Below are 26801 nucleotides of genomic sequence, written 5' to 3'. Positions count from 1 at the left end.
CTTAGACGCCTCCTTTCCCGGTCCTTTCGTAGATGTGCGTGATGATTTCTTCCATTGAAGGGTCTTCAATCGTCACGTCGACCAATTTGTAGTGGGTGACGATGAACGAGAGCACCGTTTCAATCGACGTCAGCGCGGTGTCGACGGAGAGCTTCATCCCCGTGCCTTTTTGCTTGACGACCGTTACGCCCGGCAGTGCGATCGGCTGCGGGAGTTCGGCGAGTTTCAAATGGATGGTTTTGTGCGTGAGAAACTCGCGCTTCATGTTCGAGACGCTGTCGTCGAGGATGACTTGGCCGTGGTTGATGACGATGACGCGCTTGCACAATTGCTCCACGTCGCCCGCGTCATGCGAAGTGAGAAACAGCGTCGTGCCCTCTTCGCGGTTCATCTCGCGGATCAGGTCGCGGATCTTCTGCTTGACGACGACGTCGAGGCCGATCGTCGGCTCGTCGAGGAACACGATCTGCGGGCGGTGCAAAAGCGCCGCCGCGATCTCGCAGCGCATCCGCTCCCCGAGCGAGAGTTTGCGCACGGTGGTGTTCAAGTACGGCCCGAGCTCAAAGCGCTCTACCAACTGGTCCCGGCGTTTCAGAAACTCGCCGCGCGGAATTTCGTAGATGCGCGCCATCAACTCAAACGTGTCGACCGGCGGCAAGTGGTACCACAACTGCGATTTCTGCCCGAACACCGACCCGACGTGAAACGCGAGCTTCTGGCGTTCTTGCCACGGGTTGAACCCGAGCACTTCCGCCGACCCGGACGTCGGGTGCAAGATGCCGGTCAGCATCTTGATCGTCGTCGACTTCCCCGCTCCGTTCGGCCCGAGAAACGCCAACACTTCCCCTTGCTCAATCGTAAAATCGAGCGGTTGCACAGCGACCTTCTCCTCCGTTTGCGGAGCGAACAGCGAACGGAGGCTGCCGGCGAGCCCTGCTTGCTTGTACTTGACTGTGAACGACTTCGTTAATTCTTGTACACGTACAGAAGACATTTGTTCCCCCTCCTTACGACTCTTGCGATAAAAAAAAAGACCTGGAACAAGCCCGTGCCGAAACTCGGCAGCGGAACTTGCCACAGGTCTTTTATCCCTATGGTGTAGCGCATCCTCGTGGATGTCGCTCGGCAACGCTCGGTTCGAACGGAGATCTCCTCCTCGGCTCCCTAGTTGCCCTTCCAGCTTCTTGAAAGTATCTTATCACGTGGACATGTCTCTTGAAAAGAGACAAATTTACAAAATTCCGCAGAATTCAGCCCAACATGATATACTACAAAAAGAATCAGGATGGGAGGATTTCCCGTGGAAGAACTTCGCAGACCGAACTTTCGCCAAGCGGCGCTGTTTGCCATTCTCTTGGATGGGATTTTGCTGGTGTTGGGGTGGTTATGGATCGGCCCGCCGCAGACGATGGGACCGATTGCTTCTTATAAACTGACGGCGATCATCGGGTTGCCGACGATCACGCAGCTCTTGGAGGCCCGCCACCAGTTTTCGGTGATCGGGTTTCAGGAGTTCGACACGCTGCACGTGATCGTGACGTGCTTGATGTATGTGGTGTTTTTGCTGGCGAGCGCGTATTACATCGGGATGCTGGCGCGGACGAAGCGCGAGTTGCCGACGCCCGCGACGCAAGATGCCAAGCTTGCTTGGCCGGCGCTGTTTCTCTGGATGGTCGTGCAATTGGTCGTCATGGCGGTGCTGTCGTTCGTGATTTCAACGTTCGGCGGGTGGATCACGCACAATCTGGGAAATTTTGCGTTAGGCGCGCTGATGATCTTGGTGATGCTCGGGTTTCGGTTTTGGTTCCTCTATGTGGAGTACGCGGCGGTCGTGCTGCGCCTCGGCGTATTCGGCGCGATGAGACAAGCCCGCCGGCTGCTCTCCGTCTCGAAAGCGGAGTCGTTTTTTCACTTTCTGACGCTGTGCATCGTCAGTTTCGTGCTGGCGTATGCGGTCAACCGCTACTTCAACGTGCCGGTCTTGATGGGGGTCTTGGTCGTCAACGGGCTGGTGCAGACGTGGTTGCAGATGCGGCTGATGGAGGGTTTTTTCCGAGCGGTGGAGCGGTTACAGGGTTGAGTGAAAGTGCGGAAGTGCTATACTAGGAGCATACATACCACAACCATGCTCACAACTATGAAGAGAGATTGAGGTGCTGACTTTGGCTACGACCATCGAAATGAACTCTCTGGCAGCGAAGAAAATTCGCGAAGCCATGGAGCCTGAACTGGCAAAAGACCCGAGCTTGAAATGCCGCGTCTACGTGGATCACGTCCACGGCGACCACGCGCATTACGGCCTCGCGTTTGACACGCAAAAACCGGAAGACGAAATCGTCACCGTGCAAGGTCTCGACCTGCTCGTCGGCCCGGACAACAAAGACATGGTGGACGGCCTGAGCATCAAGTTCTTGCTCTACCCGCAAGAAGGGTTCAAGATCACCAACCCGTCGAAAAACAACCACGGCGATCACTAAGAGTCAGGAAGAGGCGGGGGGTCCCCGTTTCTCAGAAGAGAGTGAAGAGCGGGGCTCCCCGTTCTTAGTAACCGGAAAGAGGCGGGGAGCTCCCCGTCTTTTTTCATATTGAAATGCGAGGGAGGAGCTTCGGATGGAGCCGGAAGTGCGCAGAGTGCAAGTCAGCGGCGGGAATCTGCATGTGCGAATCGACGGCGCGGGCGAACCGGTGCTGTTGGTGCACGGGATCTTCGCGTCGGGGTTTTGCTGGCGGCGGGTGATTCCTCTGCTTGCCGCCAAGTACCGGGTGTACACGGTCGACCTGCTGGGCTTTGGCGAAAGCGACATGCCGCCAGATGCCGACTATTCGCAATCGGCTCATGCGCGGCGTCTGCATGAGTTGATCGACAAACTCGGCTTGCAAGGCGTGCGCCTGGTCGGACACTCGATGGGCGGCGAGATCTCCGTGCACATGGTCGACCAGAACGCTGCTCCGTTTCGGCAGTGGGCGTTGGTGTCGGCGGACGGGTTCCGCCCGGCGTTTCTGCCGTGGCAACGAGCGCTGCTCTCCGGGGCTTGGATGAACCGGCTGGTTCCGAAGCTGTTTTCCGAACGCGGGTTTCAGCGGTCGATCAAGCGGATTGCGGTGGAGGCGGGTGCTTTCGCTCCCGACGTCGCCGAGGGGTATCTGAAGCCGTACCGCCGCGCCGAGTTTCCGCGGGCCGTGCGCCAGTTGGTCAAACACCGCGAGGGCGGCATCGACCCGGAGAAAGTCCGCTCGCTGCCTCGGCTCCCGACCCTGTTGCTCTGGGGCGATCAAGACCGGATCGTGCCCGTGCGCATCGGCGAGCAGTACCGCGAGCTGCTCCCGCATGCCGAGTGGGAGTTGCTGCCGCAGTGCGGGCACATGCCGATGGAGGAATTTCCGGAGACGACCGCAGTGCGGCTGCTTGCTTTTTTTGCAGACGCATGAAAAAAACACCGCAACCCGATTGGGCTGTGGTGTTTTTTACAAGGTGGTCCTGACAGCGTCTAGCGCTGGGAGATGTTGTCGTCGAGCGGTTCGACGTCGGCATCCCCCGCGAGGCTTTCCAGCCCGCAGTCGGCGAGGATCGAATTGATCAACTCCTGCGGGATCTGGTACGGCTTGGTTGAAACGGCTTGATTCGGTTGCATCTGTTTCCCTTCTCCTTCCGGCAATCGGTTGTGAGACTCATCCTATGCGGAATGAAGCGGGAATATGCACGACGGATCTCCCGTTCCCCTACGCGTGCGCTTTGACTTGCTTCTGGCGTCCGCCGAGCCACTTGCCCAGCACGACGACGATGACGGTGACGACGAGCGGCACGACCCAATCCAGCACGGCGTTGTTGTGAAAGAAGTCGTTGACCATCTCGTCGGAGATCACCATCGTGCCGGCCGTCCAGCCAAGGACGGCAGCCCCGACGTAGATCAAGATCGGGAAGCGGTTCATCAGCTTCAAGATCAAGCTCGACCCCCAGACGATGATCGGGATGGAGATCGCCAACCCGACCAGCACGAGCACGATGTGACCCCGACCCGCAGCCGCCACGGCCAAGATGTTGTCCAGCGAAAGCACCAAGTCCGCCATGATGATCGTGCGGATCGCTTTGCCAAACGAGGCGTGCGACTTGATGTGCGCCTCTTCATCGTGACCGCCGACGTTGTCGACAAGCAGTTTGACGGCCACCCAGATCAGGAAGAGACCGCCGAGCGCATGCAAGAGCGGAATCTCCAGCAGATAGACCGCAAGTACCGTCAAGAGAATGCGCACGACCACGGCTCCGACGGTGCCCCAGAGAATCGCGCGCTTTCGCTGGTCATCCGGCAAGTTGCGGGACGCCAGCGCGATGACCATCGCGTTGTCGCCGCTGACCACCAAGTCGATGATGATGATGCTAAAGAGACCGATTAGAAAATCAACCATCCTGATTCCTCCTCTCGTCCTCCACTTCCAATGTTCCCGATTTCAGACAAAAATAAAGAGACCTCTGCCGTGAAATCGGCAAAGGTCTCGCTACACACGCTTTGGTTGACAACGCCCGGAGGCTTCCGATCTCTCTGGAGACAGAAGAACCTCGTCATGACGAAACGCTGTCACAGGCACGGACGAATGCCTGCAAGCTACTCCCCTTTGATGGTTTAAGTCTACTCTTTGCTTGGGCTAAAGTCAAACACCAAACGAAACGAGCATGGCGAGAGAGCAGCTTCTTTCACTTCCCTCATTGAGCCTCCCGTTGGTTTCCGTTATGATGAGTGTGTCAGAAATGTGTGTCACGTGCGAAACGGCATGTTTTCAGATCGAAAGGAATTTGTACTCTCATGAAAAAGACTCGTTCGCATCGCTATGTTTTTGTCACGCTGTTGCTCGTCGTCGCCATCGCCGGGATGAGCCAAGGGCTGACGCTGCCGTTGCTAAGCGTCTTGCTGGAGAAGTCCGGCGTCTCCACGGTCGCCAACGGGGTCAATGCGGCGGCGCTGTACATCGGCATCCTCCTCGTCTCGCCGCTGATGGAGATTCCGCTGCGCAAGTTCGGGTACCGCACGACGATCTTGCTCGGACTCACGCTCGTAAGTGCGTCCTCTCTGCTCTTGCCGGTGTTTCGCGGGTTTGCGATCTGGTTTGTGCTCCGGCTGTTGCTTGGAATCGGCGACATGGCGCTGCACTACTCGGCGCAGTTGTGGGTGAACGCGATCGCTCCTGTGGAGCGGCGCGGCCGCTACTTGTCGATCTACGGGTTTGCGTACAGCGCCGGCTTCTCATTCGGGCCGCTCGGCATGCTGTTGGTCGACTACGGAATCTGGGCTCCGTTCCTCGCGATTTCGGTGTTTTACGCGGCCGCGTTCCTCATGCTGATTCCGCTCAAGAACGCCTATCCGGAAACGGTGGAGCAAACGGAAAGCCGAAACAACCGCTACCTCGACGTCTTGCGCCTCAGTTGGCTGGCGTTGATTCCGCCGTTCCTGTACGGCTACATGGAATCGTCGCTCAACGTCAACTTCCCGGTGTACGCGGTGCGCTCCGGCCTGTCGCTCGATTGGGTGTCGATCCTCTTGCCGTCGTTCGTCGTCGGCTCGCTCGTGCTGCAGATGCCGCTCGGGCGCTGGTCGGACCGCGCCGGACGCAAAAAAGTCATGGTGCTCTGCGCCGCCGTCGGCGCCGGTTGCTTCTTGCTGTTGCCGTTGGTGAGTTCGCAAGTCTGGGCGATGATGATCCTCTTGGCGCTCGCCGGAGCGTTCGTCGGGTCGTTTTACACCCTCGGTCTCGCCTTTGCCGCCGACATCCTGGCTCCTGGTTTGATTTCGACGGCAGGCGCGATCGCTTCGATCATGTTCGGGATCGCCAACCTCGTCGCCCCCAGCGTCAACGGGTACTTCCTCGGCACCAGCATGCCGGGTTTGATGTTCTACGTGCTCGGCGGAATGCTGGCGCTGTTTGTCGCCCTGTCGTTCGCGTTTCGCAGGGGCGGCCCGCAGAAAATTCGAACGGAAGAGAAAGTCCCTCATGCCATGTAAAAAAGCCCTGGCTCGCCGGTGAAGTTGCGAGCCAGGGCTTTTTTGGAGCGAAAAAGAGTGGGGTCAATCAAGCGGCAGTCCGATCCACGCGGTGTTGCTTTCGACGCGCAGGTGTCCGCCGACCGCTTCCACGAGGCGGTGTGTTTCGAAGAGTTGATCGCCCGATTCATACCCGTGCACCTCCAGAAAGATCCCCCACTTTTCACGGCGCGCCTTCAGCAGGACGGTCTCCTCGGCGGGCGTATGGAGAAGCGCTTGGGAGATCAGGTGGATCATCAGTCGTTCGAGCAGGAGCGGGTCGCCTTGGAGGAACAGAGCGTCTTCCGAATCGCGATCCACGGTGAAGCGTTTGTTGAGCGCGATCGGCTCCCTTTGTTTAGAAAATATATAGAGCTCAAACGGATATCCCCCTTTCACAGGGACATTCGTTTGAGCTCATGTCCGGCTCCCGAAACATCGGGTCCGTCTCATTGCCGCTCGGGCTGTTTCACTGGGTCGGTCGGCTTCAAGAGAAAGAGAAAAACCGACTTGTCACGCTCGAAATCCCAATCGACAAACAGGTCGATCAACCGTATGCCGAGAATGGATTCGAAATGGTTGTTGTTGTGCAAAAAGATCTTCTTCAGCGTCCGCTTCGTACTCCTTGGTTTGCAAACCCGATCTTCCCCTTTTGCTAAGGCGACGGCGTCATGATCCTTCGCCCAGATCCTAGTGTATCATCATCCTGCCCTTCGCGGGGGGAAACGTACCTACTGGATAAAAAAGGAGATTCTATGTTACAATGTTTGCCGATTGAGAGAGAGGAGTGACGGCGGCGTGGTCTATCAAGGTTCGGAATTTTATGAGGATCCGAAGATTTTCGCAGAGTATTGGAAGCGCCGGGTCCGCAAAGAGAGCGCCAACGCGGTGTTGGAAGGGCCGGTTTTTACAGAGTTGGTCGGTGATGTGAGGGGCTTGCGGGTGCTCGACCTCGGGTGCGGCGATGCGTCGTGCGGCGTGGAACTGCTCGCTCGCGGCGCCGCTTCTTACGTCGGCGTGGACGGCTCGGCCAAGATGGTGGAAAAAGCGCGGGAGCTGCTTCGGGAATCGGGACTGTATCAGGAGGAAGCTCCGGCGGGACGGATCGAGGTGGTACACCAAGACATTCGAAACTTGGAGTTTGCACCGGGGCAATTTGATCTGGTCGTGTCGCGGCTGGCGCTGCACTATCTGGAGGACTTGGCGGCGGTGCTGCATCGAGTGCGGGAACTCTTGGCTCCCGGCGGGCGCTTGGTGTTCTCCGTAGAGCATCCGGCGATCCTCAGTTGCTCGGCGAGTTTGGAAGAGAGCGCGCGGCGCGGGAGTTGGATCGTCGACGACTACTTCCTCAGCGGGCCGCGCCAACAGCCGTGGCTGGGGGGCGAAGTGGTGAAGTACCATCGCACGATCGAGGAGTACTTCGCGCTGGTGCAGGCAGCCGGGTTTACGGTGGAGTCTCTGCGGGAGTCCAAACCGGTGCGCGAGCGCTTTGATTCGGAAGGGGAGTACTTGCGGCGGGCACGGATTCCGCTGTTTCTCTTCTTGGCGGGTCGAAAGTAAAGAAAAAAGGACTGGCGGGCATGGTATTATCCCCTTACGGTAGACAGTGAAAAAAGAACCCATGGTATCATGGGTTCAACACAGATTATAAACTGGATAAACAAACATAATGCCGGAGAGTCTTTCGAGGATTACCGTGGTCGGTGGAACAAGAAACACTTCAGTAGTCACGAAGAGGAACATACGTATTTGAAGGCGCAGATCGAATACCTAAAAAAGCAAAATCCAAATTTACATGGGGAGGAGAAAAGAACTGGGAGGGTCGGGACTTTTTTAACAACTTTGAGGCAGTTTTTAGATCAAAGCGGGGGCTTGTTTTAAGGAGGGGGAGATTGGTAGGCTAGGGATAGCAACGAGAGAGGAGGTGAGTACACGATGAGTGACAACGCCGTCATGTTCCGCGCCGTCATGGAACGCTGCGACACTCTGGAAGGGCATCTGCACGGGGAGATTCAAGAAACGGAAGGTCGCCTTCGCGGAGAAATTCAAGAAACGGAAAGTCGTCTTCGCGGGGAGATTCAAGAAACGGAGGGTCGTCTTCGCGGGGAGATTCAAGAAACGGAGGGTCGTCTTCGCGGGGAGATTCAAGAAACGGAAGGTCGTCTTCGCGGGGAGATTCAAGAAACGGAAGGTCGCCTTCGCGGGGAGATTCAGGAGATGGGCTCTCAACTCCGTGGGGATATGCAGTCGATGGAGGCCCGGATTGATGGGAAGTTTGACATTTTGATCGGCGAAATCCGCTCCATGCGCGCGGAGATGGTTACCAAGGGCGAATTCATGGATCTCGCCGAAGAAGTCGTCAAGATCAAATGGATGGTTCAGAAACACGAGATGCAAATCCGCAAGCTGCGCAAAGGCCGCAAGAAATAACCTCTATTTCACATTCGAATTTCCTTCGCACGTCCGTTCCCCGTATGATCAGTTTCCTTCTCCGGGATTCTCGATCCAGTCAATTTTCCCTTGTCCGCTTCACCAAAAAACGAATACACCCTGACCGATTGCAGGTGGCATTCGGTCAGGGTGTATTTTTTTGATACGTGCTTGTATCCAGTTGCCACTATCGACGCTTGGCGATGTGCACCGCCACGCCGTCTGCATCGGCTGCCGCTTCCATCAGCACTTCCGTCAACGTCGGGTGCGGATGCACGGTCAAGTGGAAGTCCTCCAGCGTCGCGCCCATCTCCAACGCCAGCGTCGCTTCACCGATCAACGTCGACGCTTCCGGCCCCACGATGTGCACGCCGAGCACGACGCCCGTCTGTGCTTCCGCCACGACGGTGCAGAACCCGTCTCCGTCGTTCGTGGTCAAAGCCCGTCCGTTTGCGGCAAACGGGAACTTGCCCGTCACCACGCGCACTCCCTGCTCCTTCGCTTGCGACTCGCTCAAGCCGACCGTCGCAATCTCCGGGTCGGTGAAGATCACAGCCGGAATGCCCACCGGGTCCATCGCGCTTTGATGCCCGGCAATCGCTTCCGCCGCGACGATGCCTTCCTTGCTCGCTTTGTGAGCGAGCATCGGGCCGTGCGTGATGTCGCCGATCGCATAGATGTTCGGATGCTGCGTGCGCATCTGCGCGTCCGTCTCCAAGAACCCGCGTGCATCGGGCTGCAAGCCCACCTGCTCCAAGCCGAGTTCTTCCGTGTTCGGACGGCGGCCGACGGTGACGAGCATCTTGTCTGCGCGCAGGACTTGCTCTTGGCCTTGCACGTCCACGGTGACCTGCAGTTTTCCTTCGCGCACTTCATACTTCGACGCCGCCGCTTGGGTGAGAATCTCGACGCCGAGCTTCTTGAGGTTTTTCTTGACGATCTGCACCAGCGCCGGGTCAACGCCCGGCAGCAGGTTCGGCCCCATCTCAATCACGGTGACCTGACTGCCGAGTTTCGCATACGCCGTGCCCAATTCCAGGCCGATGTACCCGCCGCCGAGCACCAGCAGCGACGACGGAACTTCGGTCAGCGTCAACGCTTCCGTCGACGAGAGGATGTACTCGCCGTCAAACGGAAACGCCGGAAGCTGCACCGGACGGGAGCCGGTGGCGAGGATGCAGTGCTCAAACTTGAAATACTCCATCCCCTTCGCCGTCTCCACGCCGATGCGGTTGTCCGCCATGATCACGGCGTTGCCGGAGACGACGTGGACGCCGTTTGCTTTCAGCAAGGACGAGACGCCTCCGGTCAGTTTTTGCACGACGCCGCCCTTCCAAACTTGCACTTGCTCCATGTCAACTTCCACGCCGCTCACTTTGATCCCCATCACATCCGCTTTGCGTGCGGACGACGCCGTTTTCGCGGCGTGGATCAGCGCTTTGGACGGGATGCATCCCCGATTGAGGCAGACGCCGCCGACAGTGTCTTTGTCGATCAACGTCACGTCTTTGCCGAGTTGCGCGGCGCGGATGGCGGCCACGTACCCGCCGGGTCCGCCGCCGATGACGACAACTTCCGTTTCTACTGCGATATCTCCGACTACCATGTCAGTTCATCTCCAAGAACATGAGGTTCGGGTTTTCCAGCAGGCGCTTCATGTGATTCATAAAACGCACCGCCGTTGCGCCGTCGATGACGCGGTGGTCAAACGAAAGCGAGAGGTTCATCATCGAGCGGATGACGATCTCGCCGTTGCGCACGACCGGTTTTTCCTCGATTTTGTGGATGCCGAGAATGCCGACTTCCGGGTAATTCAGAATCGGGGTGGCAAACAGCCCGCCGATCGGGCCCATGTTCGAAATCGTGAACGTCCCGCCCTTCATCTCCGACACGTCGAGCGTGCGGGATTGCGTTTTGTCGACGAGCGTTTTGATCTCCGCCGCCAAGTCGAGGATGCTCTTGCGGTCGACGTGCTTGACGACCGGCACGAGCAGACCGTCCGGCGTGTCGACGGCGATGCCGAGGTTGTAGTCTTTTTTCAACACGATCTCACCGGCGGCGTCGTCCATGTGCGCGTTGAGGTACGGGAACGCTTTGAGCGCCGAAACCAGCGCTTTCAGGAGAAACGGCAGGTAAGTGAGCTTGATGTTGCGGTCGGCGAGCACTTCGTTTGCCCGCTTGCGGTACTGAATCAACTCCGTCATGTCCACATCGTCAAACGCGGTGACGTGCGGCGCCGTAAACGCCGAGTGCACCATGCGCTGAGCGATCGTGCGGCGCAATCCGCGCAGCGCAACGCGCTCTTCCGTGCCCGGCGCTCCCGGCGTTAACGGCGCGGGGGCGGGAGTCGGAGCGACGGTCTTCGCAGCAGGAGCGGTCGCGACAGACGGAGACTCGTCAGCTGCCGGAGCGGCCGAAACAGAACCAGAAGCCCCGTCCGCATGGAATCGCTGCACGTCTTCTTTCGTGATGCGCCCCGCTTTGCCCGTGCCCGGCACGAGCTTCAAATCGACGCTCAATTCACGCGCCAGTTTGCGCGTGGCGGGAGTTGCGAGCGGACGCCCCGCCGGGTGAGAAACGGAAGCCGAACTCTGCGGAGCGGAAACAGCCGCGGCAGTTGCAGAAGCGGCCGTACCCGACGCCGCCGAAACGTACGCTTCGGCAGTTCCCGTGTTTGCAGACGGCGCTTCTGCCGCCGCCTCGCCTGGGTTTCCGAAGACCACGATCACATCGCCCACATGCGCGAGATGCCCGGCCTCCGCTTTGATTTCCAAAATCGTGCCGGTCGTCGGAGCGGGAAGCTCGACGAGCGCTTTGTCCGTTTGGACCTCGACGATCGGGTCGAACTCCCGAACGGAGTCGCCGACGTTGACCAGCCAGCGGACGATCTCCGCTTCGTGGATGCCTTCGCCGACATCCGGCAGTTTAAATGCGACGGTCAAACCTCAACACCTCCTCAGAAGTTCATCGCCTTGTCGATGCCATGCAAGATCCGCTTCGCATCCGGCGCGTAGATGTCTTCCAGCGAGAACAGCGGCTGCGGCGTGTCATAACCTGCCACGCGCATCACCGGAGCCTCCAAATACAGGAACGCTTCGTCCTGGATCACCGACGCGATTTCCGCGCCGACCCCGGCGGATTTCGGCGCTTCGTGCACGACGACCGCCCGGCCGGTTTTTTTCACCGACGCGGCGATCGTTTCGCGGTCCAGCGGCGAGAGCGTGCGCAGATCGACCACTTCCACGTCGAGGCCCTTCTCCGCCGCCGATTTCGCCGCTTCCAGCGCCACGCGCAACATCGTTCCCCATGCAAAAACAGACACATCCTTGCCCGGCTTCACGACGTTCGCTTTGCCGAGTTCCACCGTGTAACGCCCCTCCGGCACTTCTTCGCGGAAGGCGCGGTACATGCGCAGCGGCTCCAAGAACAGCACCGGGTCCGGATCGTCGATCGCCGCGAGCAGCAAGCCTTTGGCGTCATACGGATTGGACGGGCACACCACCTTGATTCCCGGCTGGTGTACAAAAAACGCCTCGGGCGAATCCCCGTGCAATTCCGGTGCGCGAATCCCCGCGCCGTACGGAGCCCGGATGACCATCGGGCAGGAAAAACGGCCCTGCGAGCGCATCCGCACCCGCGCCGCATGGGCGACGATCTGCTCCATCGCCGGATAAATGAAGCCAAAAAACTGAATCTCCGGAATCGGACGCATCCCGTTGACCGCAAGACCTACAGAAGAGCCGATGATGCCCGCTTCGGCGAGCGGGGTGTCGACGACGCGGTGCGGGCCGAACTCGCCCTGCAACCCATCCGTCGCGCGAAACACGCCTCCGTTGACGCCGACGTCCTCGCCGAGAACCAGCACGCGTTCATCTTCGCGCAGGGCGACGCGCAAACCGTCGGTGATCGCTTGCAAAATCGTCATCTTGGCCATGTCACTTCGCCCCTCCCTTTCCGTACAGTTCGCGCATCTCGTCGCGCTGTTCCACCAACTCTTGCGGCAATTCCGCGTAGCTGTACTCGAACAAGCGGTCATGCGGAACGGGCGGCGTCGCTTGCATGCTGTCGATCGCGCTTTGCACCAATCCGTCCACGCGCTCCCACTCCGCTGCGTCTTGCTCGTCGCTCCAGACGCCGCGCTCGATCAAGACCGTCTTGAGACGGTCGATCGGGTCTTTCGCTTTCCACGCTTCCACTTCGGCCGCTTCCCGGTAGCGGGAGTGCTCGTCGGCCGTCGTGTGCGAGCCGTAGCGGTACGTCACCGCTTCGATAAACGTCGGGCCGTCGCCGCGGCGGGCTTTTTCCGCCGCATGGCTCACCGCTTCGTAGACGGCGACGATGTCATTGCCGTCGACCCGCACGCCTTCCACGCCGTACCCCGCCGCTTTTTCCACAAGAGTTTCCACGGCGGTCTGTTTGGAGAGCGGCACCGAAATCGCATATCCGTTGTTCTGGCAGAAGATGATCACCGGCAGTTTGAACACGCCGGCGAAGTTCATCGCTTCATGGAAGTCCCCTTCCGATGTCGCGCCGTCGCCGAGGAAGCCGACGGCAATCTGGTTCTCGCCCTTGAGCTTCGCAGCCCAAGCCGCGCCCACCGCATGCGGCACTTGCGTCGCAATCGGCACCGAGACCGGGAAGATGTTCACACCCTCCGGCGGCACGCAGCCCTCCGGACGCCCGTTCCAATAGAGGAAGATCGTCTCCATCGGCATGCCGTGCACGATGGAAACACCGTGCTCGCGGTACGTCGGGAACAGCCAATCGTGTTTTTGCAACGCATACCCGCACCCGACCTGAGCCGCTTCCTGCCCTTCCAGCGGCGCGTACGTGCCCAGTCGGCCCGTGCGCTGCAGATGGACGGCGCGGCGGTCAAAGTGACGCACAAGGATCATCGAGCGGTACATGTCGAGGAGCAGATCGTTCGACAGCGTTTCATTGTTTGCAGGCAATTGTTGCTGTTCTGTCGGTTGCATGAGGTCCTCCCCCTTTGTCTGTAAGGAAAGCATTAGACGCGCACGCTTTTCAAGTCCTTGACGCGGGCAATCCGCTCTTCCACGAGACGGTCGGCCGCCAGCCAAGTCGGGATGTTTTGTTCCTTGGAATGCTTGTAGATCTGCACGAGCATCTCGTAGATCGAGTTGGTCTTGGCGAGCACGCGCTCCGGCACGTAACCCTTCATCTCGTCGGCTACTTGGATCAAGCCGCCGGCGTTGACGAGATAGTCCGGCGCAAACAGGATGCCGCGCTCATGCAGCATCGCGCCGTGCTTCTCGGGATCGAGCAATTGGTTGTTCGCCGATCCGACGACCGCTTTGCACTGCAAGTTCGGAATCGTCTCGTCGTTCAAGATCGCGCCGAGCGCGCACGGGATGAACATGTCGACGTCAAGTCCGTAGATCTCATTCGGTGAAACCGCACCGAGCATGTGCTCTCGCGGCGTTTTTTCCACCAACGCGTCGAGGAACGGCTGGTGCACGTCGGTGATGTAGACGCGGCCGCCCGCTTTCACGATGTGGTCGACCACCAGAGCACCGACTTTGCCCACGCCTTGCACCGCGAACGTTTTGCCGGTCAAGTCTTCATGACCCCACAGTTCGCGCGCCGTGGCGCGGATACCTTGAAAGACGCCGAGCGCCGTCGGGATCGCCGTGTTGCCGGAACCGCCGTACTCCAGCGGCAAGCCGACGAAACGGGACGACTCGCGCTGCGAATGCACGAAGTCTTGCGGAGTGGTGCCGACGTCCGTCCCGGTGTAGAAGCGTCCGCCCAAGCCCTCTACATAGCGTCCGAACGCGCGGAACAGCTCCGGTGTTTTGTCGGAGTGCGGGTCGCCGATGATCACAGACTTGCCGCCGCCGTTGTCGACATCGGCCACGCCGCACTTGTACGTCATGCCGCGCGACAGGCGAAGCACGTCAAACAGCGCTTCTTCCTCGTCTGCATACGGGCGCATCCGGCAGCCGCCGAGCGCCGGGCCCATCACCGTGTTGTGAATCGCGACGATCGCTTTGAGCTTCGTGCCGCGATGTTGGAAAAAGTGCAGTTGTTCATGACCATACTTGGCCATCTCGTCAAAGATTCCCACTTTATGAACACCCCTTGATTTTCTTTGAAAAAAACGATCCGTCCGTCACCCTAGAGCCGCTCAAAAACAGCCGCCAAGCCCTGGCCGACCCCGATGCACATCGTCGTCACGCCGTAGCGGTGCCCTTCGCGCTTCATCTCGTGGACGAGCGTCGTCACCATGCGCGCGCCGGTCGCCCCGAGCGGATGTCCAAGCGCGATGCCGCCGCCGTTCGGGTTGCATTTCTCCAGATCGATGCCGAGTTCGCGGGCGCAGGCGATCACTTGCGCGGAAAACGCTTCATTGACTTCAAACGCGTCGATCTGATCGATCGTCAGCCCCGCGAGCTTCAACACTTTGCGCACCGCCGGAATCGGGCCGACGCCCATGATGCTCGGGTCGACGCCCGCCGCAGCTCCTGCGACATAGCGGGCGAGCGGCTTCAAGCCGAGCGCTTCCGCTTTTTCACGAGACATGACCAGCACCGCCGCCGCGCCGTCGTTGATGCCCGACGAATTGCCCGCCGTGACGGAACCGCCCTCGCGAAACGCCGGTTTCAACTTCGCCAACTTCTCCGGCGTCGTGTCCGCGCGCGGATGCTCGTCGGTGTCGACGACGATCGGTTCGCCCTTGCGCTGCGGGATCGAGTACGGCACGATCTCGTCGCGGAATTTCCCGGCCGCAATCGCCGCCGCTGCCCGCTGTTGCGAGCGCAACGCCAGCGCGTCTTGGTCCTCGCGGGAGATGTGGAACTGCTCCGCGACGTTCTCCGCCGTCTCGCCCATGCTGTACGGATGATACATCTCGGCGAGTTTCGGGTTGGTGAAACGCCAGCCGATCGTCGTGTCAAACATCCGCATGTCGCCGCGCGGGAAACCGCTTTCAGGCTTAGCCATGACGAACGGAGCGCGGGTCATCGACTCCACCCCGCCGGCGATGAACACGTCCCCCTCGCCCGCGAGAATCGCTCTTGCGGCTTGGTTGACCGCTTCCAGACCGGATGCGCACAGACGGTTGACCGTCACGCCCGGAACCGATGTCGGCAAGCCCGCCAGCAGCAAGGACATGCGCGCCACGTTGCGGTTGTCTTCGCCCGCTTGGTTTGCACAGCCAAAAATCACATCGTCGATCAACTCCGGGTCGATCCCCGTGCGTTCGACGAGCGCACGGATGACGTGCGCGCCGAGGTCGTCAGGACGCACGTCTTTGAACACGCCGTTGTAGCGGCCGATGGGAGTCCGCACCGCATCGATGATCACAGCTTCACGCATTGACTTCCCCTCCCTCGTATCGATAGAATCCCTGTCCGGAGCGCACGCCGAAGCGCTTGGCCATCACGAGACGGCGAAGCTGCGGAGCGGGACGATAGCGGTCTTCCTGCTGCTCGTCGTACACGCCTTGGAGCGTGGCGTACACTTGATCGAGACCGATTCTGTCCGCCCAAGCGAGCGGCCCGTGCGGGTAGTTCGTTCCTAATTTCATCGCGATGTCGATGTCGTCCGCGTTCGCCACGCCTTCGACCAGCGCGGTCACCGCTTCGTTGATGATCACCGACACGAGGCGCGGCAGCACCAGACCGGCGCTGTCCTGCACCCATTCCGCTTCCCTGCCCAAGTCGGCGAGCACGCTCTCTGCCGCTTTTTCGGCAAAAAACGAACTGTCCGCCTGCAAGGGCACGGTCATCTCCAAGCACTGCACACCGGAGAGCGGCGGCACAAACCCAAAACCGATCAACCGCTCGGGATGTTGGCACCACGAAGCGATTTCCGTCGCCGACAGCGACATCGCCGAGACGAACAGCGGCGTCTGCTTCGGAATGCGGAATTCCAGCTCCCGCACCACGCGGCGCTGCACGTCGCGCTCTGCCGTCAACGCCACAAAAAACGCCTCGTACGACGCAAACTCCAAGCGGTAAAACTCCGACGCCAAGTATTCAAACGGCTTCTCGTTCCAAGACTCCAGCGGCCCCGGATGCAGATAGTCGTCGACGCTGTATCCCTTTGCCTTCAATTCCAGAGCCAGTTCTGCCGCCACGGTGCCGTCGCCGAGGACGAGAACTTTTTTACTGGTCATAGCGGTAGAACCCCCTTCCGGTCTTGCGGCCGAAGTCGCCCGCGTGCACCATCCGCTCTTGGATCGGGTTCGGACGGTAGCGTTGTTCTTCATACGTCGCGTGGTAGACCGACTGCGACACCGAAAGATTGACGTCGATGCCGATCAAGTCCATCAGCTCAAACGGCCCCATGCGGAAGTTGCCGCCCAGCCGCGCGATTTTGTCGATCTGCTCTTTCGTGGCGACACCCTCTTGGACCAAGCGCAGCCCTTCGCCGTAGAAGCCCCGTGCCACGCGGTTGACGATAAATCCCGGCGTGTCGATGCACTTGGCGGTGGTTTTGCCTAGCGTTATCGCAAACGCGTCCGCAAACGCCACCGCTTCCGCTCCCGTGTGCATGCCGGAAATCACTTCAACCAGCTTCATCAAGGGAGCCGGGTTGAAGAAATGCAAACCGACCACGCGCTCCGGCGACTTCAATCCGCCGGCGATCGCCGTGATCGGAATCGAAGAGGTGTTGGAAGCGAGCACCGCGTCCGGCGGGCAGATCGCTTCCAGTTGGCTGAAGATCGCACGCTTGAGTTCCAGTTTTTCCGGAACCGCTTCGATCACCAACGCCACGTCATGCAGCGCGTCGAGCGTCGACGTCGGCACGATGCGCCCGAGCACGAGCTCGGTGTCGCCGGCCGGCCGTTTGCCTTTTTGCTCCAGTTTCTCCAAGCGGCCGCGCAGTCCGGCCAGCGCTTTGTCCAACACGTCGTCGGTAATGTCATAGAGGCGCACGGTGTAGCCTTGCTCCGCGGCGACTTGGGCGATGCCGATGCCCATCGTGCCGCCGCCCAGCACCGCAACGGGTCGGGAAGTGACCAGACGTTTCTCCATCTCTTTCACCTCAGGATGTAGAGTAGCATTGCAGGAGCCCTGCAACTGCAGCGCTCCTGCTTGAAGGGACGTTATTTGCCTTTGAATTCCGGCGCGCGCTTCTCGAGGAACGCGGTGACGCCTTCCTTAAAATCGCGGCTGCGGCCGGCCATGCCTTGGTATTGCGCTTCCGTTTCCAGCACGGTGAGCAAGTCGTTTTCCGAACCTTGGTAGATCGAACGCTTCGTCAAGCCGAGCGCGTAGGTGGCGCCGGATGCGATTTTTTTCGCAAACTCGCGGGTTGCGTCTTCCAACTGGTCGGCAGGGACGGTGCGGTTGACGAGGCCGATACGCTGTGCTTCGTGCGCGTCGATGACGTCGCCGGTCAGCGCGAGTTCCATCGCTTTGCTCATACCGACGAGGCGCGGCAAGAAGTAGCTCGCTCCGGAATCCGGCACGAGGCCGATCTTGCAGAACGCGATCGTGAACTTGGCCTTGTCGGACGCGATGCGCAAGTCGCACGCCATCGCAAACGAGGCGCCCGCTCCCGCCGCCGCGCCGTTGATCGACGCGATGATCGGCTTGCGGATCGTCTGCATCAACGTGATCAACGGGTTGTACCGCTCGCGAACGTCGTTCGTGAGGTTGTTCATGCTCTGGAAGCCGTCTTTGCCGATGTTCAAGTCTTGGCCGGAGCAAAACGCGCGGCCGGTGCCGGTCAACACGATGGCGCGGACGTTGTCGTCTTCCTCGGCGCGCTTGAATGCGTCATACAGCTCCTTGCCCATGACGTCGTTGTACGCGTTCATCACGTCCGGGCGGTTCAGCGAGATCGTCAAAACGCCTTCTTCCAGTTGGTACAGGATGGTTTCGTACATGAAATCCCCTCCTACTCCACGACTTCGGCGAACCAGAATTTCACGAGGCCGCCGGCAAACGACTGAAGGTCTTCGCCCGCCGCTTTGCTTTCCGGGGTTTTGAAGGACGCTTTCAGCGTGTCGAGGGATTCAAAGTACATTTCCGCCATCAGGTAGTATTCGGTTTCTCCGCCGCGCAGGTCGAAGAATTTATTGATTTCGGTTTTCACGAGACCCGGGGTCTTCGCGTTCAGTTCGAGGTGCGTCCCGAAGTAATGGGCGTTGAAGGCTTCCAGATCTTCCGGATGTTTGTAGACAGCGATCATTTTCACCATGTGTGGCAACCTCCTAGAATGTGTATATCGTAAAGCGCTTACAAACTTTTTCGGGTCCTGCTCTGTCCATTATATATGACGCTTTTCACAACATTCAACAATATTTCGTCATATCGGGTAATTAGAACTGTATGAATTCTTCGGATTTTGGAAAGACTGCGGGCAGGAGGTGACTGTGATGTCTGTGCTCCGAGCCCTTTCGTGGAGACATGTGTTGTTTGCGGCGTTTTGGTGCGCCGTGGTGGTGTTGGTGAATTTCTCGATCGCCGAATTTGCGTACGGCGTGTTGCACGCGTTTTGGTTGAGTTTGTTTTTGGTGGGGTTTTTGCCGGTGTGGCTGGCTTGTTACGGCATGATGTTTGCGTCGAAGTGGCTGTGGCGGGAATTGTCGGTCGGCGTGTTCGGGGCGGTCTGCCTCGTCAGTTGGGCGCTGACCCACGAGATGGAGGGCGCGCGCTACCGCCTGCTGATGGCCCTCACGTTCGGCGTGCTGGCGGTGTTTGCGATGACGCTCGGCTACTGGACGGAGCGCCTCTTTCGCTCGTTGCTCGCCGATGGGTCGGCACGCGGCCCGCGCAAGACGTTCTGGAGTTGAGAAAAAGACCGCAGCCTGACGGGCCACGGTCTTTTTTATACGTATATTAGATAACAATCTTGCGCTCGCGGAGGTTTTCTTCCATCGCGGCGTTCATGTTTTCGAGGCATTCCATCGCCTCTTTGAATTGGCCTTTGTCTTTGTAGATGTCGCCGAGCAGAGAGTAGGCTTTCACCAGTTCGCCGAACGATTGGTGCGAGTTGTACACGTCGATCGCTTGTTGGATCAGCGACGTCGCCGCTTCCAAGTCGCCGCGCACCGATTCGATTTGGCCTTTCATGCGGTAGACATGCGCGCGCTCCAGCGTCCCCTCTTCGAAGTAGCGGAGGGCTTTTTCGCAGTGTTCGTACGCGCTGTCCCCTTGCGCCCCTTGGATCAAGATGCGCGCGATGTCGCTGTGCACGATGCCGATTTCACGCTCACAGCCGATTTCACGGTATTCGTTCATGCAGGATTCGAGGATGGTGACCGCTTCTTCGAGTTGGCCGGTTTCGCCCTTGACGATGCCGTACTTCGCTTTGACGTCGATGGTGAGCTTCATGTTGTTGAGCGATTGGAAGATGGACAGCGCGAATTGCGAGTATTCGGCCGCCTTTTCAAACTCGCCCATGTCGCGGTAGGTGAAGCTCAGGTCGAGGTAGATGTCGCCGATTTGCTTGAAGTGGTGCGAACCCTCCAACAGTTCATTCGATTCGCGGTAGTATTGCAGAGCTTCGGTGTACTCGCCGAGCTTGTAGTAGACGGAGCCGAGGTTTTGCACGATCTTCGCGTGCAGGTAGAGCTCTGCCGGTTGGCCTTTTTTGATCATCTCGTGCGCTTTTTTCCAGTAGTGAATGGCGATCGGGTAGTTTTTCTCCAAGAACGAAAGCTCGCCCAGTTGATTGAGCACCAAGAGTGCGATGGTGTTGTCGTTGCGCGCCATCGCGGAATCGAGCACCGCTTCAAAACGCTCGGTCGCGTTCATGTAGTGGCCGGTGTGGAGGAAGCACTCGGCGATGTCGTACGCCACGTCGATCGACGAGACGTGCGGCGACGGGTTTCCTTCCAGTTCGAGCAGCATCGGGATCGCTTTTTCATATTCCTTGGTCGCCATGAGCGCTTTGGCAATTTTGTAGACGCTTACTTTCTCCATCTGTGTTTCGGTGTCGGTCAAGAAATATTCAATCGGGGTGTCGAGTTTCTCGGCGATCGACGCCAAGAGGTTGTGCGACGGGTTTGCTTTATCCGATTCGATTTGCGAAATCATCGACGGGGTGACCAGCCCTGCGCTGAGGTCGGATTGGGTCAGCCCTTTGCGGATGCGGAGTTCTCGTATCTTCTGTCCTAACGTTGCTTTCATAGCTGTTCTCCTCCAGTTTTTGTCAGGTCATTTATAATTAGAAACTTCATTTCGTTTTACTTCAACAGGAACTTACAGACTTCCTCACTTGACTTCATTATATCTAGACTTAAAAGAATGTCAACCAAACTGACATGTTCACTTTCAAGGAATCGGTTGTAAGCTTGCTCAACCATTGATATACTATTGACATATTCCAACAAGATTTGTCATAAGATGACACTTTCCCAGCGCTTGTTTCTCGACATGAGGGAGGAGCGTTCCGAGATGAAGAATCATTCTAAAGTCCCGATCGGCGATCTGTTTCGAGAGCGTCGCACCGCGCAACGCATGACGATGCGCGAGGTGGCGGGCGCTGAGTTGTCGCCGACAGCTGTTAATAACATTGAGAAGGGCAAGATCAAGCCGACGGTCGAGACCGTCCTGTATCTCTGCTCCGTGCTGGACATGCCGCCCGAGCTTGCGTTGATCTCCTACCCGGATTTCACCAAGTCGGCTCCGGCCTTGTTTGAGATCGTGAACGAGCGGTTGCGGGAGCAGCGCTACGACGAGGCCGTGACGCTTTTGTACGACATGTTTTGGGTGTCAGTGGAGCAGCCGGGGTACGAGGAGATCCTCGGACTGGTGCAATTCCAGTTGGGTCTGGTCTTTGCCAAGCTCGGGCGCTATGCGTGTGCCCGGGAGTCGATGAACCAGGCGTACTACCACTTCCTCGCCGTCAAGGACATCCCGCGCAAAATCCAATCGCTCTACCAAATCGGCAACATCGAGCTCGGCGAACGCCACACCAACGTGGCGATTGCCGTCTTCAAGCAGGCGCTCGTCGTCGTGCATCGCTACCAGCATGTCGACCGTCACACGGGAGACATCCTGCAGCGACTCGCCGACGCGCATCTGCAGAACCTCGATTGCGAAAAAGCTCTGCAAGCCTCCCTGCGCGCCGAACGCGTGTACCGCGATGTCGGCGCACCGGACGGCGTCGCGCGCAGCCGCCTGCAACAAGCGGAGTTGCTGATGCAGCTCGATGCCTTGCCGGAAGCGGAGCGCGTGGCGATGCAAGCGTACTCGTGGTTTGCGGAACACGGAGAGTCGCACGAATCCCTTGCGTCGGCCGCTCGCGTGCTGGGCGTGCTCATGACCCGCTCCAAGCGGTATGAGGAAGCCGCCGCTCGGTTTGCCGAAGCGTCCGCACGGCTCGGACCGACAGATTGCCGCGAGCGTTGGAAAGTGGAGTGCGACACGGCGGAACTCGCCCTCTGCCATCACGACATCAACGCAGCACGAGAGCACGCCCGAGCCGCGCTCGCAATTTGCGACTCCCGCTCGACACGAGACCGGATCTGGCCCGAAGACCGGGCGCATACATACCGACTCTTGGCGCGTTGCGACCGGCTGGCGGGTGACGAAGCGAAGTATGTGCGGGCGATGCAAGAAGCGGTCTCTTCCCTGCAAACGGGCGGGAACGCCATTCAAGCGGCGCTCTACCAATCCGAACTCGCCGATGAGACCCACGACTGGGAACTGATGCGAGAGGCGGCTCAAACGTTGCGCCGCTTGCACGAGCTGCCCCGATGAGCGCCGATCAACACTATGAGGGAGAATCAACTCCGGGAGGGTTGGTTCTCTTTTTTTGCATCTCACTGTAAACCGACATAGGCGACCCATGTACAGTTAGTTCATGTAATTCCATTTACACTGTACTACACTGCTTACTCTCGTACAACAGGTCTCTGGTAAAAATAGTGAAAAAGACCTAAACTGTCCCCGGGGTGTTAACCCTTTAGACCCACTTTGAACTTCTGTAACCCGTTGGTAAAGGAAAAATGAACGCAAAATGCAGGTGCTCTAAAATAACATAAGGATATGATAGTTGATGAGACGGGTCAACTGCCCGAAAGTACAGTTTGAAACTTGTTAACGAACACTGTAGATTTGTTTCGACAAGATTCTACCCTTTGACATAAAATTAATTGATTAAGGCGCTTGCTGGGGTTTTAATTTTGTTCACAAAATTCTATCGGACATGTTATACTGAAAGTAGATCGTACTCTGTGTACGGGAGGAGGGAATGAAGATGGAACAAACCTCAAAGTTAGGTAAGAAACTGCGCGAGATGCGTCTGCAGAAGAAATGGACGTTGAATGAATTGTCGCAACGCGCCGGGCTGTCGATCAGCCACATCTCGTCTTTGGAACGCGGCACGCGGAACAAGCCCTCGATGGCGGTCGTCCGCAAACTGGCCAATGCGTTGCAGGTGCCGATTCATCATTTGGACGAGACGTATTTGGGCGACCAAGACCTCTACTCCGAGGCAGACTTGATCCTTTCGCGGTTCGCACCTGATACCCAGGCGTTCCTGCTCCAAGAAGAGTCCATTCCTTACGTATTGTTCGCCAAGCAACTCTACGATGCGAGAAACAACGAGCGCGGTATCATCAAGGCTCTCCACGAGTTCTTGGAAGCGATCCATACCAACAGTCATCCGGCCGACGACTCGGTCCGTGAAGACATGAAAGAACCCACGACGTCTTACTAGACGCCGTGGGTTTTTTTGTTGTTTTTTTTGATGCGTTTGTCGCCGAGGTACTCGTGGACCAAGCGTCCCTCGGCGTCGAGCACCACATGCGCGGTGAACCCCATGCGCTCTCGCATCCGATACGCCAGATCCGCCAAGTCCACGCGCACGCCCCCGTCCGGAAGGGGGTGTGCTTCGATGTGCAGGTGCCGTGCGAACCAAGTGAACACGCGGTAGATTTCCGACTGCGCTTCGGCTGCTTGCAAGTGTGTCGACAGTGTGTCGGAGGTGCGGTTTTTGTCGAAGCTCTTTTCGACAAAAACCCCCTGCCCCAAACGCGCGATTCCGACATAAAATCCCCGCTCCGTGTCGGCGACCCATTTCCACGTAAACAAGCCGAAGGACGGGATCACGCTGAGGCGGCAGATTCGCTCCTCGGGAAACGAGCGCCGCACAAGACCTCGCAAAAACAGTTGAATTCCCGCGCGCAGCAGCACGTACACGCCGGTCGGAATCATCGTCGCCGCCAACACCCGCTCCGGCGACGAACCTTGTGACCACAAGTAGATGCCCCAAGCGCCGATCGCCCACAGCACGAGGTCGACGATCGCCAGAATGTCCCAGCCGACGCGCTTGCCTGACAGCGGCCAGAACGCCACCGTGCCGTACGTCGTCAACAGGTCCATCCCCACATGAACGAGCACTCCGAGAAAACTCCACAGCCAAATCAGTCCGAAGTGACCCGGGTGGAACGGAGTGAGCACCAGCGCAAACAAGGTCGGCCAGAGGAACCAGGCCGGAATCGAGTGTGTCATCCCGCGGTGATGGCGCAGATACGCCACTTCTCCCTTGAACAGGCGGATCACAAAATCGAAGTCCGGCGCCTGCGACCCGAGTGCCGTCGCCCAAACCAACGCGCTTCGGGCCGACGGGTCTTGGGCCAGAGCGGGGTCGGTCATCGCCAACGCGTACAACGCGAGGCCGTGCAGCGCGTGTGTGATGTTGTCCATCCGTGAAGCTCCCTTCCCGGTTTCCGAGTTCTGACCCTCCTATTGTACCTCGACTCGCAAAAAAAGACCCGGGATTCTGCCCGGGTCTTTGCGGATGTGCGTAGGAGAAGCTTACTTCGCCGGCGTGGACGGGGTCGTCGCATCGCCGCCGGTTGCCGGAGTCGTCGTGCCGCCGGTTGCACCACCGGTCGGATCTACGACCGCCGGGTTGAGGATGTCCTTGTACTCCGAACGGTTGATGGTGATTTTCTCCTTGGTGTACAGTTCCTTCATCAGGTCGGTGTACGGAGTTGCTTTTTGATCCTTGAGGGTCTGGGTGATTTTGTCCTTGGACTCTTCCAGAGTCGGGATCTTCGCGTCTTTGTGCTCCAGAACTTGGATGATGTGGTAGCCGAATTCAGACTTGACCGGCCCGACGATTTCGTTCGGCTTCGCTGCGAATGCTGCGGTTTCGAATTCCGGAACCATTGCGCCCTTGCCGAAGGTGCCGAGGTCGCCGCCTTTGTCCTTGGAACCCGGGTCTTCGGAGTTTTCTTTTGCCAGCTTCTCGAAATCAGCCGGGTTGGCTTTCAGCTTTTCGTAGAGTTCCTTCGCTTTCGCTTCATCCTTCACGAGGATGTGGCGCGCGTGAACTTGCTCCGGAGTGCCGAGGGATTCCTTGTTCTTATCGTAGTAGTCCTTGATTTCTTGGTCCGAGATGGTGACGTCCTTGGTCGCGATCTTCTTCGCGGTCAGAGACGAACGGATGTCGGATTTGATGTCGTCTTCGGTCATGTTGTATTGCTTGAGCGCGCTTTGGAACTGGGTCTTGTCGCCGCTGAAACGTTCCTTGATGAAGTTGGCGAGTTCGTCGTCCACTTCCTTGTCGGTGACTTGAAGCTTCAGTTGCTTCGCTTGGTCGAGGATGACTTTGTCGTCGATCATCTTCTTGAGAACGTCCTTGCCTTGCGCTTGCTCCAGCTTGGCGTGGAAGTCCTTCGCGGTGATCTTGTCGCTGCCGACTACCGCCACCGCTTGTTCCGTGCCGGCGAAGAACCAAACGCCGCCCACGATCACCGCGCCTGCAACTACGCCTGCGATCAGTTGTTTCATATCATAAACCTCCCTGGTATGTTACCCGTACGCTTCCTCGCTGTGAAGATTCCGGGTATTGTTTTTAATTAGCTTTTATTTTAGAGCCCACTTCATTACCTACACTCTGGTATAATACCACAGAATGATAGGATTGTCCTTTTTTTCGAACAAAAATTCACGCACTTCGACTCAAGGACTCCGATCGGCGGCGGGTGGTGAGCAGCCCGAACGCGATGTAGCACAGCAACATCCCGACGATCGACCACGCAAAAAAGTCATGCCCGCCCGCTGTAATCAGCGATCCTGTCAGCGCGGGGCCGAGCAACGAACCGACGCCGTACAGCATCGTGTACAGGACGTTGGCGGTGGCGACATCGGCGCGCGGGTACACGTCGCCGAGGCTGGCGAGACCCAGCGAATAGAACGAGCCCAGCGCGCCGCCTGCGAGAAAGAGCAGGACGTATACGCTTGTCCCGCCGGGTACGCTTGGGATCAGGAAAAAACTCAACAGGCCGCTCGTGGACGCCAGCAGCAACGCCAAGCGGCGGCCCTTGCGGTCGGACAGCCAGCCCAATGGAAACTGGAACGCGATCGAGCCGAGGACGAAGATCGTCAGCCCCAGGGAAATTCCTTCGTTGGTGAGTCCGGTGCGCGATCCGTAGATCGGGAATTCCCCGACCAACGCGCCGTCGAGGTAGCCGTACACAAACGACGCTCCCAGCGCAAACGGCGCCGCCCAGAACAGCCGCCAGAAACGCCTCAGGCCGCTGACACCGCCCTCCGCGTGCTCTTCCAGACGACCGTCGGCATCCGACAGCGAGCAGATCAACCAGAACGGAAGAGCGTACAGCGCGGCACAGAGCCAAAACGGCGCGTAGATGGAGACCTGCAACAAGTTGATCCCCTGCGGCCCGAGCAACATGCCGATCGCGATGGAGAGGCCGTAAAACCCAAACACCCGTCCGCGGTTTTCGTTCGTCAGGAGGGTATTGAGCCAGATCTCCGTTGCCACATACAGTCCGGTCAACGAGAGACCGAGCAACAAGCGCAGCACCAACCAACACCACTTGTTGTCCAACAGCGGGAACAGCACAGTCAATCCCGCGGTGACCACGATGCTGCCAAGCACCGTGCGTCGCACGCCGAAGCGGCGCACGGCGGGCTCGACCAGCGGTGAGGCGACGATGAAGCCGAAGTACAGCGCCGTAGTGCCGAGGCTGTTAAAAAACGCCGAGACCCCGCGCCGCTCCAAGAGCAACGCAAGCAACGGGACGATCAGTCCTTGGGACAAGCCGACAACAGAGATCGAGACGAGGATTGCGACGAGACGACGCATGACGGCAGCACCTCCTCAATACACAAAGCGCGGTCAGGCTCAGAAGAACCTGACCGCGCTTTGAAAACACGTCATTGGTCGGAACACAGAGATTCGAACTCTGGACCTCTCGCTCCCAAGGCGAGCGCGCTACCAGGCTGCGCTATGTTCCGATGTTTGAACTTCGTTGGTGGGCCCACCAGGACTCGAACCTGGGACCAACCGGTTATGAGCCGGCCGCTCTAACCAACTGAGCTATAGGCCCATCTGAAAATAGATGGAGCGGAAGACGGGATTCGAACCCGCGACCCTCGCCTTGGCAAGGCGATGCTCTACCCC

Annotated in this window: 27 protein-coding genes and 2 tRNA genes; 9 read left to right on the top strand and 20 right to left on the bottom strand. The window is 58.6% G+C overall.

The genetic code is table 11. From position 1 onward, the window contains the following. Nucleotide 1: 1 nt before the first annotated feature. Entirely contained in the window at nt 2–994 is a 993-nt protein-coding gene (locus EL26_RS22090; protein ID WP_038094433.1) for an ABC transporter ATP-binding protein, read from the bottom strand. Nucleotides 995–1300: 306 nt separating this feature from the next. On the opposite strand from EL26_RS22090, the gene EL26_RS22085 reads away from it, so the two are divergent. From EL26_RS22085 to EL26_RS22075, 3 genes are all read left to right on the top strand, one after another. Continuing rightward, on the top strand, nt 1301–2080 hold the full coding sequence (locus tag EL26_RS22085; RefSeq protein WP_038094431.1) for a hypothetical protein: 780 nt from the start codon (nt 1301–1303) through the stop codon (nt 2078–2080). A 73-nt stretch (nt 2081–2153) separates the two neighbouring features. Beyond that, nucleotides 2154–2477 (top strand): iron-sulfur cluster assembly accessory protein, encoded by a 324-nt coding sequence (locus EL26_RS22080; RefSeq protein ID WP_238546170.1) that lies wholly within the window; start codon nt 2154–2156, stop codon nt 2475–2477. A gap of 133 nt (nt 2478–2610) precedes the next feature. Continuing rightward, nucleotides 2611–3429 carry an alpha/beta fold hydrolase gene (locus EL26_RS22075; protein ID WP_038094429.1) on the top strand — a complete coding sequence of 273 codons (819 nt, stop codon included), beginning with the start codon at nt 2611–2613 and terminating at the stop codon, nt 3427–3429. 59 nt (nt 3430–3488) lie between these two features. Here EL26_RS22075 and EL26_RS25660 read toward each other — a convergent pair whose 3' ends face one another. Together EL26_RS25660 and EL26_RS22070 are read right to left on the bottom strand one after the other, a co-directional pair. After that, complete coding sequence (locus EL26_RS25660) at nt 3489–3632, bottom strand: hypothetical protein (protein ID WP_161780781.1); 144 nt, start codon at nt 3630–3632, stop codon at nt 3489–3491. Between the two features lie 88 nt (nt 3633–3720). Further along, nucleotides 3721–4404 (bottom strand): TerC family protein, encoded by a 684-nt coding sequence (locus tag EL26_RS22070; RefSeq protein WP_038094427.1) that lies wholly within the window; start codon nt 4402–4404, stop codon nt 3721–3723. A 395-nt stretch (nt 4405–4799) separates the two neighbouring features. On the opposite strand from EL26_RS22070, the gene EL26_RS22065 reads away from it, so the two are divergent. Beyond that, the gene (locus tag EL26_RS22065; protein WP_038094425.1) at nt 4800–5993 is read left to right on the top strand and encodes an MFS transporter; all 1194 of its coding nucleotides are present in this window, start codon (nt 4800–4802) and stop codon (nt 5991–5993) included. A gap of 63 nt (nt 5994–6056) precedes the next feature. On the opposite strand, the gene EL26_RS22060 is transcribed toward EL26_RS22065, so the two are convergent. Next, on the bottom strand, nt 6057–6410 hold the full coding sequence (locus EL26_RS22060) for an ATP-binding protein (protein WP_038094423.1): 354 nt from the start codon (nt 6408–6410) through the stop codon (nt 6057–6059). 399 nt (nt 6411–6809) lie between these two features. Here EL26_RS22060 and EL26_RS22055 point away from each other — a divergent pair, with 399 nt between their 5' ends. Both EL26_RS22055 and EL26_RS24225 read left to right on the top strand, forming a co-directional pair. Further along, nucleotides 6810–7571, top strand: a complete 762-nt coding sequence (locus EL26_RS22055; RefSeq protein ID WP_038094421.1) for a class I SAM-dependent DNA methyltransferase — start codon at nt 6810–6812, stop codon at nt 7569–7571. Nucleotides 7572–7946: 375 nt separating this feature from the next. Then, the gene (locus EL26_RS24225) at nt 7947–8441 is read left to right on the top strand and encodes a hypothetical protein (protein WP_052036700.1); all 495 of its coding nucleotides are present in this window, start codon (nt 7947–7949) and stop codon (nt 8439–8441) included. Nucleotides 8442–8628: 187 nt separating this feature from the next. On the opposite strand, the gene lpdA is transcribed toward EL26_RS24225, so the two are convergent. The 10 genes from lpdA to EL26_RS21995 all read right to left on the bottom strand — a co-directional run bounded on the left by lpdA (nt 8629) and on the right by EL26_RS21995 (nt 18614). After that, a complete protein-coding gene (gene lpdA / locus EL26_RS22040; protein WP_038094419.1) occupies nt 8629–10047 on the bottom strand; it encodes a dihydrolipoyl dehydrogenase in 1419 nt (472 codons plus the stop codon). 1 nt (nt 10048) lies between these two features. Beyond that, nucleotides 10049–11383, bottom strand: a complete 1335-nt coding sequence (locus EL26_RS22035; protein ID WP_038094417.1) for a dihydrolipoamide acetyltransferase family protein — start codon at nt 11381–11383, stop codon at nt 10049–10051. 14 nt (nt 11384–11397) lie between these two features. Further along, nucleotides 11398–12375 carry an alpha-ketoacid dehydrogenase subunit beta gene (locus tag EL26_RS22030; protein WP_038094415.1) on the bottom strand — a complete coding sequence of 326 codons (978 nt, stop codon included), beginning with the start codon at nt 12373–12375 and terminating at the stop codon, nt 11398–11400. Between the two features lies 1 nt (nt 12376). Then, nucleotides 12377–13417, bottom strand: coding sequence for a pyruvate dehydrogenase (acetyl-transferring) E1 component subunit alpha (gene pdhA, locus EL26_RS22025; protein ID WP_161780780.1), 1041 nt, complete (start codon nt 13415–13417; stop codon nt 12377–12379). Nucleotides 13418–13449: 32 nt separating this feature from the next. After that, a complete protein-coding gene (locus EL26_RS22020) occupies nt 13450–14529 on the bottom strand; it encodes a Leu/Phe/Val dehydrogenase (protein WP_038094457.1) in 1080 nt (359 codons plus the stop codon). Between the two features lie 50 nt (nt 14530–14579). Beyond that, nucleotides 14580–15779, bottom strand: coding sequence for a thiolase family protein (locus tag EL26_RS22015; protein ID WP_038094411.1), 1200 nt, complete (start codon nt 15777–15779; stop codon nt 14580–14582). After that, the gene (locus EL26_RS22010; RefSeq protein ID WP_038094409.1) at nt 15772–16581 is read right to left on the bottom strand and encodes a 3-hydroxyacyl-CoA dehydrogenase family protein; all 810 of its coding nucleotides are present in this window, start codon (nt 16579–16581) and stop codon (nt 15772–15774) included. The genes EL26_RS22015 and EL26_RS22010 overlap by 8 nt, the downstream gene beginning before the upstream one ends. After that, on the bottom strand, nt 16571–17443 hold the full coding sequence (locus tag EL26_RS22005) for a 3-hydroxyacyl-CoA dehydrogenase NAD-binding domain-containing protein (RefSeq protein WP_038094407.1): 873 nt from the start codon (nt 17441–17443) through the stop codon (nt 16571–16573). The genes EL26_RS22010 and EL26_RS22005 overlap by 11 nt, the downstream gene beginning before the upstream one ends. Nucleotides 17444–17514: 71 nt before the next feature. After that, entirely contained in the window at nt 17515–18300 is a 786-nt protein-coding gene (locus tag EL26_RS22000; protein ID WP_038094405.1) for an enoyl-CoA hydratase-related protein, read from the bottom strand. A gap of 11 nt (nt 18301–18311) precedes the next feature. After that, complete coding sequence (locus EL26_RS21995) at nt 18312–18614, bottom strand: EthD family reductase (protein ID WP_038094403.1); 303 nt, start codon at nt 18612–18614, stop codon at nt 18312–18314. A 178-nt stretch (nt 18615–18792) separates the two neighbouring features. Between EL26_RS21995 and EL26_RS21990 the strand changes: the two genes are divergently transcribed. Beyond that, nucleotides 18793–19209 (top strand): hypothetical protein, encoded by a 417-nt coding sequence (locus EL26_RS21990; protein WP_038094400.1) that lies wholly within the window; start codon nt 18793–18795, stop codon nt 19207–19209. A 46-nt stretch (nt 19210–19255) separates the two neighbouring features. Here EL26_RS21990 and EL26_RS21985 read toward each other — a convergent pair whose 3' ends face one another. Further along, the gene (locus EL26_RS21985; protein ID WP_038094398.1) at nt 19256–20548 is read right to left on the bottom strand and encodes a helix-turn-helix domain-containing protein; all 1293 of its coding nucleotides are present in this window, start codon (nt 20546–20548) and stop codon (nt 19256–19258) included. A 267-nt stretch (nt 20549–20815) separates the two neighbouring features. On the opposite strand from EL26_RS21985, the gene EL26_RS21980 reads away from it, so the two are divergent. After that, nucleotides 20816–22123 carry a helix-turn-helix domain-containing protein gene (locus EL26_RS21980; protein ID WP_038094397.1) on the top strand — a complete coding sequence of 436 codons (1308 nt, stop codon included), beginning with the start codon at nt 20816–20818 and terminating at the stop codon, nt 22121–22123. Nucleotides 22124–22622: 499 nt separating this feature from the next. Continuing rightward, the gene (locus EL26_RS24220) at nt 22623–23084 is read left to right on the top strand and encodes a helix-turn-helix domain-containing protein (protein ID WP_052036699.1); all 462 of its coding nucleotides are present in this window, start codon (nt 22623–22625) and stop codon (nt 23082–23084) included. On the opposite strand, the gene EL26_RS21970 is transcribed toward EL26_RS24220, so the two are convergent. From EL26_RS21970 to EL26_RS21950, 5 genes are all read right to left on the bottom strand, one after another. Then, a complete protein-coding gene (locus EL26_RS21970; protein ID WP_038094395.1) occupies nt 23081–24073 on the bottom strand; it encodes a metal-dependent hydrolase in 993 nt (330 codons plus the stop codon). The two genes, EL26_RS24220 and EL26_RS21970, sit on opposite strands and share 4 nt — an antisense overlap. A gap of 111 nt (nt 24074–24184) precedes the next feature. After that, complete coding sequence (locus EL26_RS21965) at nt 24185–25165, bottom strand: foldase protein PrsA (protein WP_052036698.1); 981 nt, start codon at nt 25163–25165, stop codon at nt 24185–24187. A 157-nt stretch (nt 25166–25322) separates the two neighbouring features. Further along, nucleotides 25323–26483 (bottom strand): MFS transporter, encoded by a 1161-nt coding sequence (locus tag EL26_RS21960; protein WP_038094392.1) that lies wholly within the window; start codon nt 26481–26483, stop codon nt 25323–25325. 75 nt (nt 26484–26558) lie between these two features. Next, a tRNA-Pro gene (locus EL26_RS21955) sits at nt 26559–26635 on the bottom strand. Nucleotides 26636–26650: 15 nt separating this feature from the next. Further along, nucleotides 26651–26727, bottom strand: a tRNA-Ile gene (locus EL26_RS21950). Nucleotides 26728–26801: the final 74 nt, after the last annotated feature.

Origin of the sequence: Tumebacillus flagellatus, from assembly GCF_000714935.1 — a bacterium.
GTDB classification, from domain to species: Bacteria; Bacillota; Bacilli; order Tumebacillales; family Tumebacillaceae; genus Tumebacillus; species Tumebacillus flagellatus.
Note: the sequence above shows the minus strand (reverse complement) of the source record. Positions and strands in the feature narration are given on the sequence as shown.

Excerpts from the sequence above, each read along its gene's own strand:
- EL26_RS24220 (WP_052036699.1), top strand. The coding sequence starts at position 22,623 with ATGGAACAAACCTCAAAGTTAGGTAAGAAACTGCGCGAGATGCGTCTG.
- EL26_RS22000 (WP_038094405.1), bottom strand. The coding sequence starts at position 18,300 with ATGTACGAAACCATCCTGTACCAACTGGAAGAAGGCGTTTTGACGATC.
- EL26_RS21990 (WP_038094400.1), top strand. The coding sequence starts at position 18,793 with ATGTCTGTGCTCCGAGCCCTTTCGTGGAGACATGTGTTGTTTGCGGCG.
- EL26_RS22015 (WP_038094411.1), bottom strand. The coding sequence starts at position 15,779 with ATGCGTGAAGCTGTGATCATCGATGCGGTGCGGACTCCCATCGGCCGC.
- EL26_RS21985 (WP_038094398.1), bottom strand. The coding sequence starts at position 20,548 with ATGAAAGCAACGTTAGGACAGAAGATACGAGAACTCCGCATCCGCAAA.
- EL26_RS22065 (WP_038094425.1), top strand. The coding sequence starts at position 4,800 with ATGAAAAAGACTCGTTCGCATCGCTATGTTTTTGTCACGCTGTTGCTC.
- EL26_RS22005 (WP_038094407.1), bottom strand. The coding sequence starts at position 17,443 with ATGGAGAAACGTCTGGTCACTTCCCGACCCGTTGCGGTGCTGGGCGGC.
- EL26_RS22075 (WP_038094429.1), top strand. The coding sequence starts at position 2,611 with ATGGAGCCGGAAGTGCGCAGAGTGCAAGTCAGCGGCGGGAATCTGCAT.
- EL26_RS24225 (WP_052036700.1), top strand. The coding sequence starts at position 7,947 with ATGAGTGACAACGCCGTCATGTTCCGCGCCGTCATGGAACGCTGCGAC.
- EL26_RS21965 (WP_052036698.1), bottom strand. The coding sequence starts at position 25,165 with ATGAAACAACTGATCGCAGGCGTAGTTGCAGGCGCGGTGATCGTGGGC.
- EL26_RS21995 (WP_038094403.1), bottom strand. The coding sequence starts at position 18,614 with ATGGTGAAAATGATCGCTGTCTACAAACATCCGGAAGATCTGGAAGCC.
- EL26_RS21960 (WP_038094392.1), bottom strand. The coding sequence starts at position 26,483 with ATGCGTCGTCTCGTCGCAATCCTCGTCTCGATCTCTGTTGTCGGCTTG.
- lpdA (WP_038094419.1), bottom strand. The coding sequence starts at position 10,047 with ATGGTAGTCGGAGATATCGCAGTAGAAACGGAAGTTGTCGTCATCGGC.
- EL26_RS22010 (WP_038094409.1), bottom strand. The coding sequence starts at position 16,581 with ATGACCAGTAAAAAAGTTCTCGTCCTCGGCGACGGCACCGTGGCGGCA.
- EL26_RS22090 (WP_038094433.1), bottom strand. The coding sequence starts at position 994 with ATGTCTTCTGTACGTGTACAAGAATTAACGAAGTCGTTCACAGTCAAG.
- EL26_RS21980 (WP_038094397.1), top strand. The coding sequence starts at position 20,816 with ATGAAGAATCATTCTAAAGTCCCGATCGGCGATCTGTTTCGAGAGCGT.
- EL26_RS22070 (WP_038094427.1), bottom strand. The coding sequence starts at position 4,404 with ATGGTTGATTTTCTAATCGGTCTCTTTAGCATCATCATCATCGACTTG.
- EL26_RS21970 (WP_038094395.1), bottom strand. The coding sequence starts at position 24,073 with ATGGACAACATCACACACGCGCTGCACGGCCTCGCGTTGTACGCGTTG.
- EL26_RS25660 (WP_161780781.1), bottom strand. The coding sequence starts at position 3,632 with ATGCAACCGAATCAAGCCGTTTCAACCAAGCCGTACCAGATCCCGCAG.
- pdhA (WP_161780780.1), bottom strand. The coding sequence starts at position 13,417 with ATGCAACCGACAGAACAGCAACAATTGCCTGCAAACAATGAAACGCTG.
- EL26_RS22030 (WP_038094415.1), bottom strand. The coding sequence starts at position 12,375 with ATGGCCAAGATGACGATTTTGCAAGCGATCACCGACGGTTTGCGCGTC.